This window comes from Lysinibacillus sp. G4S2 (genome assembly GCF_030348505.1).
Taxonomy (GTDB): Bacteria; Bacillota; Bacilli; order Bacillales_A; family Planococcaceae; genus Lysinibacillus.
Window position 1 is genome coordinate 950,226 of the sequence record NZ_JAUCFJ010000002.1, and the last position, 17,821, is coordinate 968,046.

At 36.8% G+C, this 17,821-nt stretch carries 18 protein-coding genes and 1 pseudogene; 13 read left to right on the forward strand and 6 right to left on the reverse strand.

The features are described from left to right. Positions 1–52 precede the first annotated feature (52 nt). From QUF91_RS04890 to QUF91_RS04900, 3 genes are all read left to right on the forward strand, one after another. Positions 53–793 (forward strand): MerR family transcriptional regulator, encoded by a 741-nt coding sequence (locus QUF91_RS04890; protein ID WP_289417030.1) that lies wholly within the window; start codon positions 53–55, stop codon positions 791–793. Further along, the gene (locus QUF91_RS04895) at positions 783–2,504 is read left to right on the forward strand and encodes an ABC transporter ATP-binding protein (RefSeq protein ID WP_483308078.1); all 1,722 of its coding nucleotides are present in this window, start codon (positions 783–785) and stop codon (positions 2,502–2,504) included. The genes QUF91_RS04890 and QUF91_RS04895 overlap by 11 nt, the downstream gene beginning before the upstream one ends. Positions 2,505–2,795: 291 nt before the next feature. Further along, entirely contained in the window at positions 2,796–2,942 is a 147-nt protein-coding gene (locus QUF91_RS04900; RefSeq protein WP_483308103.1) for a helix-turn-helix domain-containing protein, read from the forward strand. Positions 2,943–3,105: 163 nt separating this feature from the next. On the opposite strand, the pseudogene QUF91_RS28275 reads toward QUF91_RS04900, so the two are convergent. From QUF91_RS28275 to QUF91_RS04930, 5 genes and pseudogenes are all read right to left on the reverse strand, one after another. Next, a pseudogene (locus QUF91_RS28275) lies at positions 3,106–3,852 on the reverse strand (ABC transporter permease). Between the two features lie 12 nt (positions 3,853–3,864). Then, complete coding sequence (locus QUF91_RS04915) at positions 3,865–4,605, reverse strand: ABC transporter permease (protein ID WP_285397088.1); 741 nt, start codon at positions 4,603–4,605, stop codon at positions 3,865–3,867. Next, on the reverse strand, positions 4,605–5,519 hold the full coding sequence (locus QUF91_RS04920) for an ABC transporter ATP-binding protein (RefSeq protein WP_289417034.1): 915 nt from the start codon (positions 5,517–5,519) through the stop codon (positions 4,605–4,607). Before QUF91_RS04920 ends, QUF91_RS04915 begins: the two co-directional genes overlap by 1 nt. Before the next feature lie 84 nt (positions 5,520–5,603). Further along, positions 5,604–6,998 (reverse strand): sensor histidine kinase, encoded by a 1,395-nt coding sequence (locus tag QUF91_RS04925; protein ID WP_285397086.1) that lies wholly within the window; start codon positions 6,996–6,998, stop codon positions 5,604–5,606. Then, positions 6,995–7,717 (reverse strand): response regulator transcription factor, encoded by a 723-nt coding sequence (locus QUF91_RS04930; RefSeq protein ID WP_285397085.1) that lies wholly within the window; start codon positions 7,715–7,717, stop codon positions 6,995–6,997. The genes QUF91_RS04925 and QUF91_RS04930 overlap by 4 nt, the downstream gene beginning before the upstream one ends. 497 nt (positions 7,718–8,214) lie before the next feature. Here QUF91_RS04930 and QUF91_RS04935 point away from each other — a divergent pair, with 497 nt between their 5' ends. The 3 genes from QUF91_RS04935 (at position 8,215) to QUF91_RS04945 (ending at position 10,774) form a co-directional block, all read left to right on the forward strand. Beyond that, positions 8,215–8,799: a TetR/AcrR family transcriptional regulator gene (locus tag QUF91_RS04935; RefSeq protein WP_289417035.1), complete on the forward strand. Its 585-nt coding sequence runs from the start codon at positions 8,215–8,217 to the stop codon at positions 8,797–8,799. Between the two features lie 15 nt (positions 8,800–8,814). Next, the gene (locus QUF91_RS04940) at positions 8,815–9,594 is read left to right on the forward strand and encodes a nucleotidyltransferase domain-containing protein (RefSeq protein WP_289417036.1); all 780 of its coding nucleotides are present in this window, start codon (positions 8,815–8,817) and stop codon (positions 9,592–9,594) included. Between the two features lie 331 nt (positions 9,595–9,925). Beyond that, positions 9,926–10,774 carry a CPBP family intramembrane glutamic endopeptidase gene (locus tag QUF91_RS04945; protein ID WP_285397082.1) on the forward strand — a complete coding sequence of 283 codons (849 nt, stop codon included), beginning with the start codon at positions 9,926–9,928 and terminating at the stop codon, positions 10,772–10,774. A gap of 344 nt (positions 10,775–11,118) precedes the next feature. Here QUF91_RS04945 and QUF91_RS04950 read toward each other — a convergent pair whose 3' ends face one another. Continuing rightward, on the reverse strand, positions 11,119–11,991 hold the full coding sequence (locus tag QUF91_RS04950; protein ID WP_285397081.1) for a glycine betaine ABC transporter substrate-binding protein: 873 nt from the start codon (positions 11,989–11,991) through the stop codon (positions 11,119–11,121). A gap of 438 nt (positions 11,992–12,429) precedes the next feature. Between QUF91_RS04950 and QUF91_RS04955 the strand changes: the two genes are divergently transcribed. The 7 genes from QUF91_RS04955 (at position 12,430) to QUF91_RS04985 (ending at position 17,560) form a co-directional block, all read left to right on the forward strand. After that, the gene (locus tag QUF91_RS04955) at positions 12,430–13,347 is read left to right on the forward strand and encodes an ABC transporter ATP-binding protein (RefSeq protein WP_289417037.1); all 918 of its coding nucleotides are present in this window, start codon (positions 12,430–12,432) and stop codon (positions 13,345–13,347) included. Beyond that, positions 13,344–14,096, forward strand: coding sequence for an ABC transporter permease (locus QUF91_RS04960; RefSeq protein WP_289417039.1), 753 nt, complete (start codon positions 13,344–13,346; stop codon positions 14,094–14,096). The genes QUF91_RS04955 and QUF91_RS04960 overlap by 4 nt, the downstream gene beginning before the upstream one ends. A 12-nt stretch (positions 14,097–14,108) precedes the next feature. Next, entirely contained in the window at positions 14,109–14,840 is a 732-nt protein-coding gene (locus tag QUF91_RS04965) for an ABC transporter permease (protein WP_285397078.1), read from the forward strand. Positions 14,841–14,860: 20 nt separating this feature from the next. Beyond that, positions 14,861–15,211: a YxeA family protein gene (locus QUF91_RS04970; protein WP_285397077.1), complete on the forward strand. Its 351-nt coding sequence runs from the start codon at positions 14,861–14,863 to the stop codon at positions 15,209–15,211. A gap of 32 nt (positions 15,212–15,243) precedes the next feature. After that, a complete protein-coding gene (locus QUF91_RS04975; protein WP_289417040.1) occupies positions 15,244–15,384 on the forward strand; it encodes a hypothetical protein in 141 nt (46 codons plus the stop codon). 61 nt (positions 15,385–15,445) lie between these two features. After that, complete coding sequence (locus QUF91_RS04980; RefSeq protein ID WP_289417041.1) at positions 15,446–16,159, forward strand: response regulator transcription factor; 714 nt, start codon at positions 15,446–15,448, stop codon at positions 16,157–16,159. After that, complete coding sequence (locus QUF91_RS04985) at positions 16,160–17,560, forward strand: sensor histidine kinase (protein ID WP_289417042.1); 1,401 nt, start codon at positions 16,160–16,162, stop codon at positions 17,558–17,560. Positions 17,561–17,821 lie beyond the last annotated feature (261 nt).

The window sequence follows — 17,821 nt, forward strand, 5'->3', positions numbered from 1 at the left end:
TTGCATCTGACGTAACGGTAGATTTTATACTTAAGAAAAGGGAGCTGAAAATATGTATTCAATTGGTCAATTTGCGAAAATGACGGGGCTAACCGTACGAGCGTTACGATTTTATAGTGAAAAGGGGTTGCTAGAACCATGTTTTATTTCAGATTCGGGTCATCGTTATTACAATGACGGTAGCATTGAAACAATTCAAAAAATAGTAACATTAAAATATTTAGATTACTCATTGGAGGAGATTGAAGATCTTTTACGGAATGGGGAACAGCAGCTAATAGAATCATTAATGTTTCAAAAACTACAACTAGAGAAGAAGCGAAATCAAATTGATCGTGTTATTGCGAGCTTGGATCAGGCGATTGAAATAGGAAAACGAAGTGAAGTAATCGATACATCCATTTTTTTAACGGTGATTTTTAACTTACTAAAAGAGGATGAACAAAGGGACTATTGGCGAAGTATATTACCTGATGAGTTGGTAGATCGCCTATATGATTTTTTCGGAATGAATATTATTGAAATAAATCAAAAATACATAGATTTAGCAAATCAGTTGAAGCAGGCATACATTCAACCGCCTCAAGACGAATATTTGAAATCGTTAATCGAGCAGTTATTCTCACTAATTCCACAAGATTTGATAGAAGAGTTAGTAGAAGTATTAAAGGAGTATGAGGATATTCAAATAAATGAATGGTTATTTCCTACACCATTTACAAAGGAAGAGGAAGAGTGGTTGATGTCGCAGGTTGAAAGACTTGGGGTTTATGGAGGTGTGGATGTTGAATAATTCTGTAAGAGGAATTTGGCAGCTTGTTAATAGTAATCGATTGTCGAAGCAACTCACGATAGGCACTCTTTTATTAAGTATCGTTGAAACACTTATTGGGTTGGCGGTTCCCTTAGTTACGATGAGAATGATTAATGATTTTTCAACCATTGGCTTTTCATTGCAGGCGATTTTATTAGTAGGTGCATTTCTAATTTCCCAAGCTGTACTGAGTGGAGTAACTTTTTATATGATGCGTAAGCTTGGGGAAAGAATTGTAGCTAATTTGCGCAATACGGTATGGGCACATGTTTTACGATTACGTATTCCTTACTTTGATGCACATGAATCTGGTGAAACAATGAGCCGAATTACGCAAGATTCTAATGTTATTAAGGAGCTTATTACAGATCATTTGATTAGTTTTATTTCGGGGTTATTTGCTATTGTTGGTGCAGTAATAATATTAATCATCATTGATTGGAAAATGACACTGCTGATGCTAATCGCAGTTCCAGTAGCAATTTTATTGACACTGCCCCTTGGACAACGTATTCATAAAATCGCGAAAGCAAATCAAGACGAGCTTGCTAGTTTTACGGGACAGTTGGGGCGTGTATTAACGAATATTCGACTCGTGAAAACTTCGCAAACAGAAAATTTTGAGCAGCAAAATGGAGAAGAAAAAATTCATCATTTGTATCAATTTGGGTTGAAGGAAGCAAAAATTTTAGCAGTTTTATCACCGATTATGACGTTCATTATGATGGTTGTGCTCATTTTATTATTTGGCTATGGTGGCGCAAAAGTAGCAACAGGTACGATTTCAGCTGGTGAACTTGTAGCGATTATGATTTACCTAGTGCAAATTATTGTGCCATTTACGCAAATGGCAACATTTTTCACTGCACTTCAAAAAGCGATGGGGGCAACAGAACGATTACAAGAAATTTTGAACGAACCAATTGAAGGGCATGGGATGGATGCTATTTCGTCTCCAAACGAGTCGATTGCTTTTGAAAATGTTGCGTTTCAATACAATGATACCCCTATTTTAAAAGGAATCTCCTTTACGATTCCAGCAGGAAAAACAACTGCATTGGTTAGTGCCAGTGGGGGAGGAAAGACCACAATGTTTTCATTAATAGAACAATTTTATGATGTAACAGATGGTACTATTCGATTTGGAAAACAGCCTATTGAAAGTATCGATTTAAAACAGTGGCGCAGTTTATTTGGGTATGTATCGCAAGAAGCACCACTCATGAATGGAACAATTCGAGATAATGTAACTTATGGCAAAAGTGACGTTTTAGAAGCAGATATTATAAGGGCATTAAAAAACGCTTATGCATGGGATTTTGTCCAACAGTTTGAAAAAGGGTTAGATACAGAAGTAGGGGAGGGAGGAATTAAATTATCAGGTGGGCAAAGGCAGCGGATAGCGATAGCACGTGCTTTATTCCGGGATCCAGCGATATTATTATTAGATGAAGCAACATCTAACCTTGATAATGACTCAGAGAGAGAAGTACAAAAAGCATTCGAGCACGTCATGAAAGAACGTACAACGGTCATTATTGCACATCGCTTATCGACAATTACACATGCGGATCAAATTCTAGTGTTTGAGGATGGTCTGATTACTGGTTCTGGAAAACATGAGGAGCTTCAAGAAAACCATACTTACTATAAACAGCTAATTAAATTAATGGCGACAGAAACTGAATAATGAATGATTATCGAGTTTGAATGTTGATGAGCGTGCATCTGTATACCTCGCTATGTTGTTTGGTGGAACTCTAAATTTTAGCGGATACAGGTGCTTTTTTGTATTCATTTTCAATCAAGAATTTTTGGCGAATTGTAAAATCAGATTAGACACTGTGTAAAAAAATACATCAAATCGGAAAAATCGTGTATTATTGGAGTTCCTACACAACAATATACAAAGGAGATTTTTCGATTTGATGCAAAAAAGCTTAACATAAAAGGAACTCAAAAGAAACCCATACTTACTGAAATTCAACGTGGAAAGTTAGAAGCTTACCTTGATGAAGGGAATTTATCAAAAGCTGAGATTGCCCGTAGATTGGGCGTTTGTCGTGCTACTATATATAACGAAATCAAGCGTAAATTATTGAAGGTTACATTCGTAGCGACGAAGTAGAGGAATCGTTTATTATCCTCAATTTATCAACTAAAGAAACCAATCCATTTTATCAACCCGTTGCCAAACTTTAATCAGCAATACTGTTTTAAGCGACGATAAAAAGAGCCAAATTTGACCAATCAAAAGTCAAAGTCGGCTCTTTTTATTTATGTGCCCGTATTTAAATAATATCTTGTATCGTAAATCTTCGAACTCCAATAAAAGTAAAGAGAATAACAAATAAGAAACTTAACATATAAAAGCCACTAAACTGAAGGAAAGTTTGCAAGCCTTCTAGATGAATTGGATCCATTGCAAATCCTGGTTGCGCGAATGGCCATACATACGGAATATTTAAGTAATGAAATAGCATTCCAATACACGTAAAACCAAAACTCATTCCAACTGGAACAGCAAAACTTTTTATTGAAGATGAGAGAGATAATTGGAGAGCAGCAATTGAAAATGTACCAACCCATCCATTAAATGACCAATTTAATAATGAAAACCAAGGGATAGGACTTGTAATACCTAGTAGCTTACCAATTACGATATAAGCAATTAAAAAAAATATTTGAGTCAAGAATGTTAACCAAAAGATGACTAATAACTTTGCAAGATAGACGTTTTGAAAGGGAACAGGTAAAGAGATAATTTTTTTTCAATTGCCTTCACTATGTTCAAAGCGGCATACAAATGCGCAATAAATGCTTACTATGACAGGAAATAAAAATAATCCATAGATTAAACCAACTTGTGTCCAAGCTTGCTCCCATTCATTTGTTGAGCTTTCCATTAAGACATCATGGTTTACTCGGAAGTTTATGAGTCCAAGCGTAATACAAAAAAGCGGAAGGAGTGTCATAACAATCCATACTTTTGAACGTTTTAATTTTAATAGTTCACATCGAAATGAGCTTAATAACATATTTGCATCCTCCTAATGAATATCTTTGTGTGAAAAATGAATAGTGCTAAGAACGATAAATAATAAACTAACTCCTAAACTTAACAAAAGGTATGTCAGGACTTCTTCGTTTGGGAAATGTACTATTTTTCCATTGGAAAACGCCGAAGAAATAGGGTTTGTCAAAGATGGATAAGTATGAATTATCCAGTCTCTCCAAGGGAACATCTGCCCGAAATACCCAAGAAATGAGCCTATTACGCCTGCTGTTAAAGCAAATACTTGATTTTTCACAATCAAAGATATCCAGAGTTGCAAAATGACCATAGGAATACAACCTATAATGGTAAAAAGACCGTATTTCAGTAATAAAATCACTGGGACTCCACTTTCAAAATTAAAGATTTTTCCTATTACTATAATTGCGGAAATAGAAATTACCCCTGCATAGATAAGAAAAACGATACTATAAATAATTTTAGACATATATACTAGCTGTCTAGATGTGGGAATTGCACACAATAGCTTCCACGTATTACCTTTATTTTCAAAATCAATTATTCGAGAAGTAATGATCGCAATCATTATAGGTAAAAATAAAGCATTTATCATACTTACTCTTGAGAGAAGCGACTCCCAATTTAGAAATTCCTTTTTGTCTTGTGAAACAATTGCAAATAACCAAAGTAAAGCCAAAGATTGTATTAAAAATACTACTAAAAATAATTTCTTCCTTTTATATTTCAATAATTCACTTCTTAAGGCAGCGATCATTATAGAACACCACCTTTTTCCGTTAAACTTAGAAATATTTCTTCCAGCGTATGCTTTTCTTCTTCAATTCGAAACACTGATAAATTCTGCTGTACTAATAAATGATTTATGTGAGAAATAAGGTGGTCTTCTTGTTGATGCGTAACAAGATAATCACCGTCTATTGTAAGATGAATTTGATGTTGTTCTAAAATTTGATGTGCCCTTACTACATCATTTACACGCATTTTTATGGATGCTTGACTTTTTTTGCGTAACACTTCAATTTCATCTTGAAAAATAAGCTGTCCGCTGTTAATAATGCCCACTTGTGTTGCAATTTGATCCATCTCATTTAACAAATGACTAGAAATAATCACGCTCATACCATATTGCTTTGGCAGTTGTTTGATGAGTTCACGGATTTCTTGAATTCCGGCAGGATCTAACCCGTTTGTAGGTTCATCTAAAATTAATAATTTGGGATTTCCAAGTAGCGCCATTGCTATGCCAAGGCGTTGCTTCATGCCAAGTGAGTACTGTTTAACTAGTTTATCTTTTTGTTTCTCTAATCGGACGATACGCAAAACCTGGTCAATATTCTTTTTCGGTACTTGTAACATTTGTCGAATTACTTCTAGGTTTTCATAACCCGTTAAATGCCCATAATAAGATGGTGATTCAACAAGAGAACCAACTTCTCGCAATATATCTAATCGATTTGTTTTCAGATCTTTATTGAATATTTTAATATTACCGGTAGTCGGCTTTACTAATCCTAGTAACATTCTAATTGTCGTCGTTTTTCCAGCCCCATTTGGTCCTAGAAATCCATAAATTTCACCTTCACCGACTCTCATTTGTAGCTGACTCACACTATTTACAGCTCCATATGACTTTGTCAGATTTTCTGTTTCTATGATATAAGTTCCCATTATTGGCACCTCTTTTTTGATTAAGCTAACAATTATTATGAAAGCTCTTGCTTAATCTTCAATTGAGATGACCTTAAGTTTCGCTTAATTTTCTAATGGAAGCTTAAATGTAATGTTAGTACCGTTTCCTTTGCTGCTTTCAACTACAATTTCTCCACTGTGAGCTACAATGATTTCCTTTACAATCGCCATTCCTAAACCTGAACTATTTTCTGGGTCAGTATTTGTACCACGGTAATATCGATCGAAAATATGTGGTAAATCATTTGTATTTATTCCGTCACCATTGTCCTCAATTGTAACTACGGCGTGTGTGGATGTTTGTTTTATATGAACTTGTATGAATGTATCATGATCAGTGTGAATGAGTGCATTATTCAATAAGTTTACTAGTACACGATGAATTAACCCTTGATCTGCTTTTATAAGTAGTTGTTCCAGAGAGCATTCAAACTCAATAAGCTGATTTTTATAATACGGCATATTCATAAATTCAATAATCGTTTCTCGAGTAAGATCTACAATATCTACTGCCGTTTTTTCGATAGGCAACAACGCATTCTTCAATTGATATGTTAGTTTTAGATCATTAACTAGTTTTTCAATATAAATGGCTTTATTTTGAATTACATCTGCATATTTATACATTTCTTGTGCCGTTATTTTATAGTCTTGATTCGCAATAACTTCACTATAACCTTTAATAGAAGAAAGTGGCGTCTTTAAATCATGAGAGATGTTGACAATCCATTCTTCTCGCATCGCATCTAGCTCTTTTCTTTGAACATTAATATCCTCTAATTGATGTGATAACTGATTCAAATTTGCATATACCTCTGCATATATTCCTTTTTTTGCGGATACTTGTTGATAGTGACCTTGTTTTAGTTTGTTAATATGGTCAATTATCGTAACAACAGGGTTTGACATATACCTCGCCACAATATAAGCAAATAATAAAATACAAAGAACTGATACCCCAATTAACATTAAAATCCCAAATGGATAGAGGCTAGATAAATTACTGAAGTTCAAATAGACAGATTTTCGCAATGCTTGTTTTGACGGAAAAGCGACAATATAACTTTCAGCGTGTGTACTGTGATCTAACTTAGCCACAAACGTTGTATAATCTCCAACAGCGTATTTATAGCGGAAAATCAGCTCACTAGGGGAATAGTGGGTAGGCGTATTTTCTGGTTTATACATTTGAAATACTTCATCGCTATTATGATTTAATACTTGTAACCATGCGCCATGCTCTTGTAAAAATTCTTTACCTTTATTCGTGATAGAAATATTTTCATCTTCTACAATAATTTCTTTTTGAAAATCTACTACTAAGCCTTCTGGATCGTCCATTCCTTCAGAGTCATAAGAAAATACTAAATAACTAAAAGCAAAAAATAGAGCGATTAGGATAAACATAGTTAAGCCAATTAATGATGCGATATAGAGCCCTGTGACCTTCCACTTCATCTAAGTTCACCTTTTGTCAGAAGTTTATATCCTAGTCCTCTTACGGTTGCAAGATACTGTGGTTTGGAAGGATTATCTTCAATTTTTTCTCTTAAATGCCTCATATGCACCATCAGAATATTATCATTGCCTAAGTATGATTCTCCCCAGATAGCTTCGTATAATCGAGCTTTACTGAAAATTTGATTTGGATTCTTTACTAAAAATAGTAAGATGTTAAATTCTTTTGCTGTTAAAGTTAATAATGTATTCCCCTTCAACACTGTCCCTTGTGTTTCATCAATCGTAACGTCTCCAAACTGATATATAGACTGAACCTTTTCTTGATATTGATTACGTCTAAAAAACGCTTTCATCTTATATGCTACTTCTTTTGGACTAAAAGGTTTTGTAATATAATCATCGCCACCTATACTTAATCCAAGTATTTTATCTAAGTCTTCGTTTTTCGCCGATAAGAAAAATATAGGAATGAATGTAAACTGTCGAATTTGCTGACAAACAGTATATCCATCTATATCTGGAAGCATAATATCTAATAGAATAAGATCTGGCTGTATTTGCCTACACATGCGTACGCCATCTTCTCCTGTTGTATACGTATAAATATGTTGAAATCCCTCTTTCTTTAAAACATCCTCTAGCAAATTCAAAATTTCTTCTTCATCATCCACTATAAGAATTTTCTTCGTATGAAGATCCGGTATATTATGTATCATTTATTGCACCTCAATATCATTCTAGTATTACTTTTAATAATTAATGTACCATTTTCAATCCATAGTAGAATAGTAATTTGAGGTTTTTCTTACCAATCGTGGGGAATTATTATTTTTTCGATATACTTAAACGATCTAATATCTTTACAAAGGGAAGTGTCCTGCTATTAATATTGGGGGTTTAAAAATACACAAAGATGAAAGGTTGGATTCAAATGGTTTTTGCAGACATTTACTCTGTGTGTTTAAAAGGTATTTACTTCCAAGACCCATTCATTTAAAATAAAATAAATAAACGTTTATTTATTTAATCTTCATTCAGCAAAAGATTCCTATCTATGCGGATGTGATCTCTTTTCAGAGGGTGTTCAAACGCCTACTGAATGAAGATAAAGCCCCAGCGGATGTCACGGATTTTAAAAGGAATGAATTGTACGGGCACAATTCAAAATCCGGACGCAATTACGCCAAGGCGAAATTGATTGGGAGGGATAATGATGGCGAGAACAGTCAACAATCAACAGAGACAAGAGAAACGAAATGCCATATTAAAAGAAGCAAGAAGGCAATTTCCAAGAGAGGGTTTTTCTAAGACGACTCTATCTAGTATTGGGAAGGCAATCGGTATTAATCCTGCTACGATTTTGCTGTATTTTCCTAGCAAGGAGGATTTGTTTGAGAATACCGTCAAAGAAGCATTTGAAGTAACTAGAAAAGGGCTTTTTTATTTACCAGGAAGCCTTGAACAGTCAGCACAAATAGAACAGATGGTGAGGCATCACGTGAGGCAGTATCGTGAAGACCCAACAAATCTACGAATTTTACAGTACCTTTTTTCTCAATCTGGAAGGTTTCCAGAACTAGAGCAAGAAGCAATTTCCATCACTTATGAGTTTGTGGAGAGAATGACTGAATTGTTGAAGGAACGCTCTAGTTTACAAGAAACCGAACAGGAGCTTCGTGATAAAACGTGGGCCTATTTATCTTTCCTAAGTGGATTTACGATGATTATGCTTGAACCTGAAAAATATCCATTATGGGAAGGAATCGTAAAACAAGGCGTTAAGCTAATTGGAACATAAAGGAGATAAAGAAGCATGATCCATAACGAAGTCAAGAAAGTAATGATGCACTATAGTAGTAGGTTGAATGAAATGTTTCCAACTGAAGTTCGTGGTGTCTATTTATATGGCTCAACTATTTTAGGGGCCTTTCATCCTGAAAGCAGTGATATTGATTTTGTTACAGTGTTTAGTCGAGAATTGACGGACGAAGAGTTAAAAAAACTATCGTACCTTCATAAGCAGGTTAGAGCTGAAAATCCATTAGTCAAAAAGTTTGAATGTGAGTACTTATCCTTGGATGAACAGAATCAATTGCATTTAGATAAATCTTTCCCTTTTTTTGAGGGTACAAAGTGTAAAGGGGAAAGAAGGCTTATGAAAATTGCGGTTTATCAGCTCATTCATGATTCATATGCTGTATATGGCCCGAACTTTTCTACATACTACTCAAGCATAAATCGGCAGGACATTATGCAGGAGATGGAATACAATCTTAACCACTATATAGCGAGTAAAGCTTCCAAAAGCTATTTGTTTTTATTCGATTCTTGGATTGAATTCATTGTCTTAACTTTATGTCGAGTGTACTATACATTAAAAACAGGAAAGATTACGTCAAAAGAACTGGCCTGTGAAGAAGTAATCAAGGACTTCGATTTAAGTTATTCTGATATTCTTCATGAAGCGCTTAGAATTAGAGGGAGAGACCAAGCCAAGTCCAATTATAAAAATCGATGGGAACGAAAGAAAGCAACGATCCAATTTATAAACTCTTTGAGAGAATATTGTAATCAAACTTTTTTAACTAGATAAGTCTTCAAAAAGTAATATCATGATGAATGTGCTTCATAAGAAAAAATCCATTTACGGATCAGTAAATGGATTTTTTCGTGCGCGCATAATGGAAGTAATCAATGGGGGCAAGTCCCGAACCATGAAAACAGCAGTAGTGGCTAACCAAGTGCAAGGGTTTCTGCGGTGAATTGAATCTGAAGGAAGCTGGTGGCAAATTTCAATTTCAATAATAATTGGGCTTGCAAAACATTTACTATTTGTATATATTGCATATAAAGTATATGTACAATATTTATTCTTAAGTAATTTAAATAACTCAATTAAAATGCACATGGGAGGAAAATGATATATGAAATGGATACTTCTTATGCTCGCTGGATGGTCAACATTAGTCGCTAGTTTGTTCCTAGCTTCTCTTTCCGGTGAAGTTTCTGCACAGTTGTTCAACTCATCGAGATATTCTCAATATTTTATTCAGGGTCTTGTGATGAGCGGGCTGGTTGTTCCTATTATTTTGTATTTATATAAGCATGTCTATCGGATGACGGGAGTTAAACCTAAGGTACCGGTATATTCTTGGAAAAGGCTAAATCACTTTTTTACTGGGGTTTTCTTGGCAATTGCACTGGCTTCATTTGGATTCATTATAACCAGTCTTCAAGGGTGGATAGTCATTGAAGACTGGCATACTCCCGATCAATGGTTTGGTGCGCTACTAATCAATATTTTATTTGCTTTTTTCTATGAAGCTTTGCCAGAGGAATTTGGATTGCGGGGTATGTTATATGATGTCTTACGCTATCGATTCGCCACTTGGTTATCCGTTTTACTTCAAACCTTACTATTTGTTTCTGTCACTGTAGCGGTTGCCCTGATTCAAGCGCTCGTTGGACTTACTCCTGGCGTATCTATAAATATCTTTTATATCATTTTAATTTTTTGCTTCGGAATATGTTTGCAGTTGCTCCGTCTATGGACCGGGAGTCTCTGGACATCAATTGGTTTTCATCTCGCATACTTAGAAATCATGAGGTTTGCCGTCTCGCCACAACAATATGGCGCACCACCAATCATAACCTACCACGAATCAGTGCCTGGACTCGCCAGCTTAATATCTATCATTATGATAATTATTGGGGGCATCATTGTATCACTCGTTATACTAGGTGCGAAGCGATTTATAAGGAAAAGTACATAGTTTCGACCGAATCGCTTTTATAAATTATTTGATTCATTGTTCAACTTTTGGGCGCGATTGTCGCATAAAAAAATTTAAAAAAGTCGATTCCTGCTTGTACTAGGAATCGACTTTTAGGTAAAAAGGAAGACAGAAGCTTCCAATATGTAAAACCGCTAGACAGTGTATATAAAACATATCATTCGAGTTATTTTATCAGGCGTGTTGATTAGGGAAATATAGACTTATTATTTTTTTGTTGATATTTTGCTAATGTATGCCCATTTTAACTGATTGTAGCCCGCAGCGGAAATCAGAGCTTTTAATAAATTAATATGGATAAAAATGGTTAATAAATATACCTGTTATTTTACATCCTTTGTCCACTCTGAAACTTTCTTCTCATTTTCTTTAATCCATTTTTTAGCTGCTTCTTTAGGATCAGTGCCTTCCATAATATCAAACATAACACTTTCTATATCTTCTGCAGTCCAGTGGAAGTTGTCGAGAACACTATATGCTTCTGGATCATCTTCTTTCAATCCTTTACGTGCAAAGGTACCAATATATTCTTCAGCTCCGTATATACCTTTAGGATCGTCTAAATATTTTAAATCAAAAGCATTGAATTTCCAGTGAGGAGACCAACCTGTAACAATGATTTCTTCTTTTTTCTCAATTGCTTGACTAAGAGCTGCTGTCATTGCGCCTGCAGATGAGGTAAGTACATTCCAGCCTTCAAGGTTACTATATTCCTTATAAGCATTTTCTGTTGTTCCCGTCATATTTGCTCCTGGTTCAATACCTGTTATTGTCTTATTAGCTTCATTTGTTAAATCTTCGATAGAGTTTACATCCATATAACTAGGGACAACTAAGCCAATTTTTGCACCTGTTAGATTTTCACCTAAATCGACTATTTTCTCCTTGTACTTCTCAACTTGTGGGGCATGTGTTTGTGGTAGCCAAGCTGACACCATACCATCGACCTCTCCGTTTGCAAGAGCTTCCCACATAATTCCATTATCAAGCGGTGTTAGTGTTACATCATATCCTAAATCCTCTAGAACTTGTCCTACTACGTTCGTAGAGGCAACTTCAGTGTCCCATTCAACATAGGCTAAGTTCACTTCTTTTTTTTCTTTATTTTGCGCGCCTTTATCATCTGAACCACAAGCAGTTAATACTAACAAGAATGTGAAAGCCAATCCTATCTTTAATAAATTACCGAATCTCATGAAATCTCCCTTTCTTCTACATGTATATACCTAAAATTAACAAGTAACAACTTAACGTTATCAAAAGGTTGTTACTTTTGTCAAACTGGCGTTTTTTAGAAAAAAGTGGCTCTTCACCAAAATGTGTGGTTGATTTCCGTTTCGACTGGGCGCTTTCTAGGGGTTTCCGATGAGCGCCACTAGTCCCCAAGGAGTGGCTCTCAACCACAACTTTTGGTGATGAGCCAGAAAGCGTAAATTAAAGGGATAGTGCAAATAGGATATTCCTTTAGAAATCCGGTATTTCTTTTGTATAAGAAAAATTGGCTTTAATCATTCTTATAGTTTAGGGCTAGTAATTTAAGGCTGTCGTAAGGTTCACTTTAGATTTGGGAAAGGTGACTTCATTAAAGTCTAAGCTGTAGAGAAAAAAAGACTTGAATGGAGATGATTTTTCTTATGAGAACATCGGCTATTGTACAAACACAAAACCTGACCAAAAAATATGGATCTATTAATTCTGTCAATAAAGTTGATCTTCAAGTTCAGGAAGGAGAGATCTATGGGTTTTTGGGTCCGAATGGTGCTGGAAAAACAACCACACTAAAAATGCTGCTCGGACTTATCAAACCTACGGAAGGGACAATCAATATATTTGGGGACAGTTTAAGCAAAAATCGGTCTTCCATTTTGCAACGTACGGGATCCTTAATCGAATCACCTTCTTACTATGGGCATTTGACAGGACTCGAAAATATGAGGGTCATGCAACGGCTGCGAGATGTACCTGATAAAAACGTGCATGAGGCACTTCGTATCGTACGGCTGGAAAATCAGAAAGACAAAAAAGCTGAACAATATTCGCTAGGAATGAAGCAACGATTGGGTATTGCAATGGCTTTGCTTGCTTTTCCGAAGCTACTGATTCTTGATGAGCCGACGAACGGTTTAGATCCAGCGGGTATCGGTGAAATACGGGAACTCATTAAATCATTGCCTAAAAGCTATGGAATAACGGTATTGCTTTCTAGCCACCTGCTCTCTGAAATTGAACAGATTGCTACTTCAGTAGGTATTATCAGTGATGGGAATCTGCTGTTTCAGGGTAGTGTAGAAAGCTTAAGGGAAAAAGGTAGAAGCACCATTCTTCTTAAAACTGGAGACAATACTAAGGCAGAGCAGCTGCTTCATACGCAAGGCTACAGTCTAACAAAAAGCGGTAACCGTCTTGAGTTCGACATTCTTCAGGACAAAGAAGTGGCAAAAATGAACCGAATTCTTGTTGAACATAACATTCCTGTCACTAGGATTGAAGAGCATAAGAAAAGTCTGGAGGACATTTTCCTGGAGCTGACAGGGAAGGGGAGGAGCTTGTGATTAAAACATTAGGATTAGAATATTACAAAATACGCCGCAAAAAAATATGGATCATGATTACATTATTTCTTGGTGTGGAGATGCTGTTTGCTTTCAATTCCATCAACCATTCTATTGCTAAAAATCCGGACCACGCAGTGTGGGAATCGATCTTTTTTGATATATCTTCTATGAATGGCCTTTTTATGCCAATTATTTCGGCTATCGTCGTCTCTCGTATTTGTGATATGGAGCATAAAGGAGCCACCTGGAAAATGCTTGTTGCTACTAACGTGAGCCGCAGCTATCTTTACGCGGCGAAGTATATTTGCGCTAATAGTTTGCTCCTGTTTGGCATTCTTACGCAGACCGTACTGATGATTATATTCGGACTGATAAAAGATTTCCCTGGTGCACCTCCTACCGATTTTCTATTCAAGTTTATTGTTGGTAACTTGATGACGACTCTTGCTGTTACGGCACTTCAGCAATGGGTTTCTTTAGCCATTAAAAACCAAGCATTTGCGCTGTGCTTAGGCATGCTGGGAGGCTTCATCGGTATGACCGCAGGATTTTTCCCAGCGGCAGTCAGACATATTTTTATATGGTCCTATTATTTGGATCTCAGCCCGGTAACTTTTCATTTCGCTGAGTCTGCAAGTTTTTATATGGCACAGTCTGTAGGGTCTGGTCTTGTATTGCTTGTACTAACGATGACTGTTCTATTTTATATTGCCGGAAGTATTCATGTATCCCGGCAGGAAATCTGAGGTGAGAAGTTGATGAAACAAAGTATCTTTGCTGAATTGCTCAAGCTGCGACATTCTCGTATAGGTCTTGTACTAGCTGCACTTCCTATCATAAGTCTGCTGTTTGGATGTACGAATTATTATTTAAACAAGGGCGTCTTGGGAAATGGATGGTATAGCTTATGGAGCCAAGTTTCCTTGTTTTACGGCGAGTTTTTTCTACCTATTTTAATTGCCATTTGTTGTTCCTATGTATGTAGGCTGGAGCATTTGAATCGAAATTGGAATATGATTTTGACCGCTCCAGTATCGGTTGCAAGTGTTTTTCTTGCCAAATTGTTTGTCGTTAGCATATTAGTTATGTTCACACAAACATTTTTCCTAGGGTTGTACTGGTTAGCGGGTACCCTGTTTTCTTTACCGGATCCTTTTCCTGTAGAGACTATAGGTTGGACGGTTCGTGGTTGGTTTGCCACTCTCTCCATTAGTGCTCTGCAATTAGGAATATCGTTGCGAATGCGCAGCTTTGCTACACCTATTGGAATTAGTCTATGCGCAGTGATTATCGGTTTGGCTATGTACGCTGCTAACTTAGGTATGTTTTTCCCGTTTTCACTACTCACAATTGGCATGAGTGTTTTGAATCAGGCTGGGCTTACTGACATACAGAATACTTTATTTTGGATAGTAAATTTAACTTTTGTCATTATTTTTGCGTCGATATCTATTCGCAGCTTGAAGAATAAAGATATTGTCTCAACCTAATGATGCTTGGAGGAATTAAGATGAAAAAAATATTGCTAATGCTGGGACTTGTCATCGTGCTTGGTGGTGTTTGCTTGTGGTTTTTCTTAACCCCAGAGAAGCTAACACCTGAAAATCCTGCGGGAAAAACGATCTATTATACAATAATATCCGATTCTGGTATTCACGATAACAATGGACGTTATGACTATGAATTAACGGCCTACAATAAGAATGGGAAGGAAAAAAAGCTTGAATTTTCGGCTGGAAAGCAATTGAGAGAAGGAGCGTATATCCAACTTAATTACACACGGATTCGAGGCGTCACTTATTGGGAAGAAATTGCCTTCGAGGAGTTGCCAGAAGCGGTACAACAGAAATATCAAAAATAAAAAGAGTTTATCTGTAGCGGCAGCAATAACAAATGTTTTCTGTGCGAAAGCGAAGCGACAGCAACAAATGTTTTCTGTGCGAAAGCGAAGCGACAGCAACAAATGTTTTCTGTGCGAAAGCGAAGCGACAGCAACAACAATTACGCCAAGGCAAAATCAATCACACGTTATGATGAGGAGCCAAAATACTGCTAAATTTCCTATTCATGTATAATAAAAGTCAGGTGATGCAGCATGATAAATTTAAAAGACAAAAAAATATTAATTGTAGATGATGAACCGGAAATCAGAAAAATGATTGAAAGTTTTTTAAGAAAAGAGGGCTTTTTCCGTATATATAATGCAACTGACTGTAGTTCCGCCCTGTCAATCTGCCAAACAGATAAGCCTGATATAGCTATTCTCGACGTTATGTTACCTGATGGCGATGGATTCTCACTTTTGTCTTCTATTAGACAGTTCTCAGAAATGCCAGTCCTTTTCCTTTCTGCACGGGGCGAGGATGAAGATCGTCTACTCGGACTAGGCTTGGGTGCAGATGATTATATTGTGAAACCGTTCCTACCGCGTGAACTAGTATTAAGGCTTATGGCTATTCTGAAAAGGGTCTACTCCTCTCCTATTTCGGAACAGTTGTCTGTTTTTCAATTAGGAGAACAGACTATTAATCTAGAAAGTGCTGTCGTATACGGGAATCAAAAGGAGCTACCATTGACGGCAAAGGAGCACGCTATACTTGTGAAATTGTATGAAAATCAGGGCAGAATCGTTACGAGTGATGCCTTATGCCAGGCCGTCTGGGGAGATGACAGCTACGGTTACGAAAATACATTGATGGTCCACATCAGGCGGGTTCGTGAAAAAATCGAGGTGGATCCATCCAAACCACTTTATCTTCTTACTGTCAGGGGACTGGGATATAAACTGCTAGTGAAGGAGACGCGTTAAGTGGAAGGAGTTATTCGCATATTACGACGATTTGTCGCCGCTACTATTATCATCTCGATATTTCTGCTTATTTTTAACTTAGTAATGTTATGCGTGCTAGTGTTCACAGAAAATAATCAGTCTCCGTCCCCAGAAAACGTGGTGAAGCAAGTGACCCAAAGTATGGACAAACAGGGTGACAGCTACCGATTAAACGAGAACACTGCTGAGCTTCTGCAGCATAACAATGCCTGGGCTATGTTAATCGGTGAAGATGGTAATGTGCAATGGGATTACCATCTACCTAATGATGTTCCACAATCCTACAATCTAGTAGAAGTAGCCAAGTTTTCACGCTATTATCTTATGGAATATCCTGTTTATGCTTGGGAGCATGAGGATGGTCTGATTGTAGTAGGATATCCAAAGAAAAGCCATTGGAGGTATCAGCTTGACTATCTCTCAGATTGGTTAGAGTCATTGCCTTTGCGACTTATATTATTACTGATTTCTAATGTGATACTTGCTTTGCTAATATCGATCATGATTGGGACACGACTAATAAGAAAGATACGTCCTCTTGTGGATGGAGTTCACAGCCTTGCCAAGGAGGAAGCGGTTCAGTTGGATGCCGACGGGATTTTCGATGATTTGGCCCAAAGCATTAATTCCACATCTACTATGCTTCAAAACAAAACGGATGCGTTAAAGGCGCGGGATGAAGCTCGCTCCAACTGGATTGCTGGGATTTCACATGATATTCGAACGCCCCTGTCGCTAGTTCTCGGCTATGCAAGCGAAATGGAAGAAAATTCGGACTTGCCAGACGAGCAAAGGCATCAGGCTAGCATTATTCGACGTCAAGGCGAGAAACTACGATCACTTGTAAGTGACCTGAATCTGGTCTCCATGCTTGAGTATGAAATGCAACCTTTACATTTGAAGAACATTCGACTATCGGTTTTGGCAAGACAGGTTGCCACAGATTTTTTAAATAACGGAATAGATGATCGCTATACCATTGATTTAAAACTAACCACCGAACCGATTCACATCATTGGAGACGAAAAATTATTACTTAGAGCAATTAACAACCTCGTTCTAAACAGTATGCATCACAATCCAGAGGGATGCGAAATCATACTGGAAACCGCCTTGTCTGAGGGAGGCTCCAAGTATCACTTTATCGTAACGGATAATGGACAAGGTATTCCGAATGAACAATTAAAGAATATTACCGAGTTACCTTACTCACCAAAGAGAAAGGGCACTATCAAGCAAGGTCACGGTCTGGGGCTTCCGATGGTAGCAAGGATTGTGCAGGCACATCATGGCCGCCTTATTCTTGAGAGTGGCGTAGATCAAAGAGGTCTAACTGCTGTGATGGAATTTCCTATCAAATATCAAAATGATGAACATTAGAAAACACTAATAGGCACGTGAGTGAGATTTAATGTGAGGCTGGAACGTAATTATATTTTCACAGCAAAATTTAAAAAATTCACATGAGAAAAGCGCGAGAAATCAACATTTCTAAAATTGATTTCTCGCGCTTTTAAAGTTTTAACCAGTTCTTTTTTATTGAATTAACTACCCGTAAATGCCCGAGTAAGGGATGAAGAAAACCTTCACTGATCAATGTCGCCCTTTATCTTTTTTAGAAGTCTATCGCGAGTTGCAAGT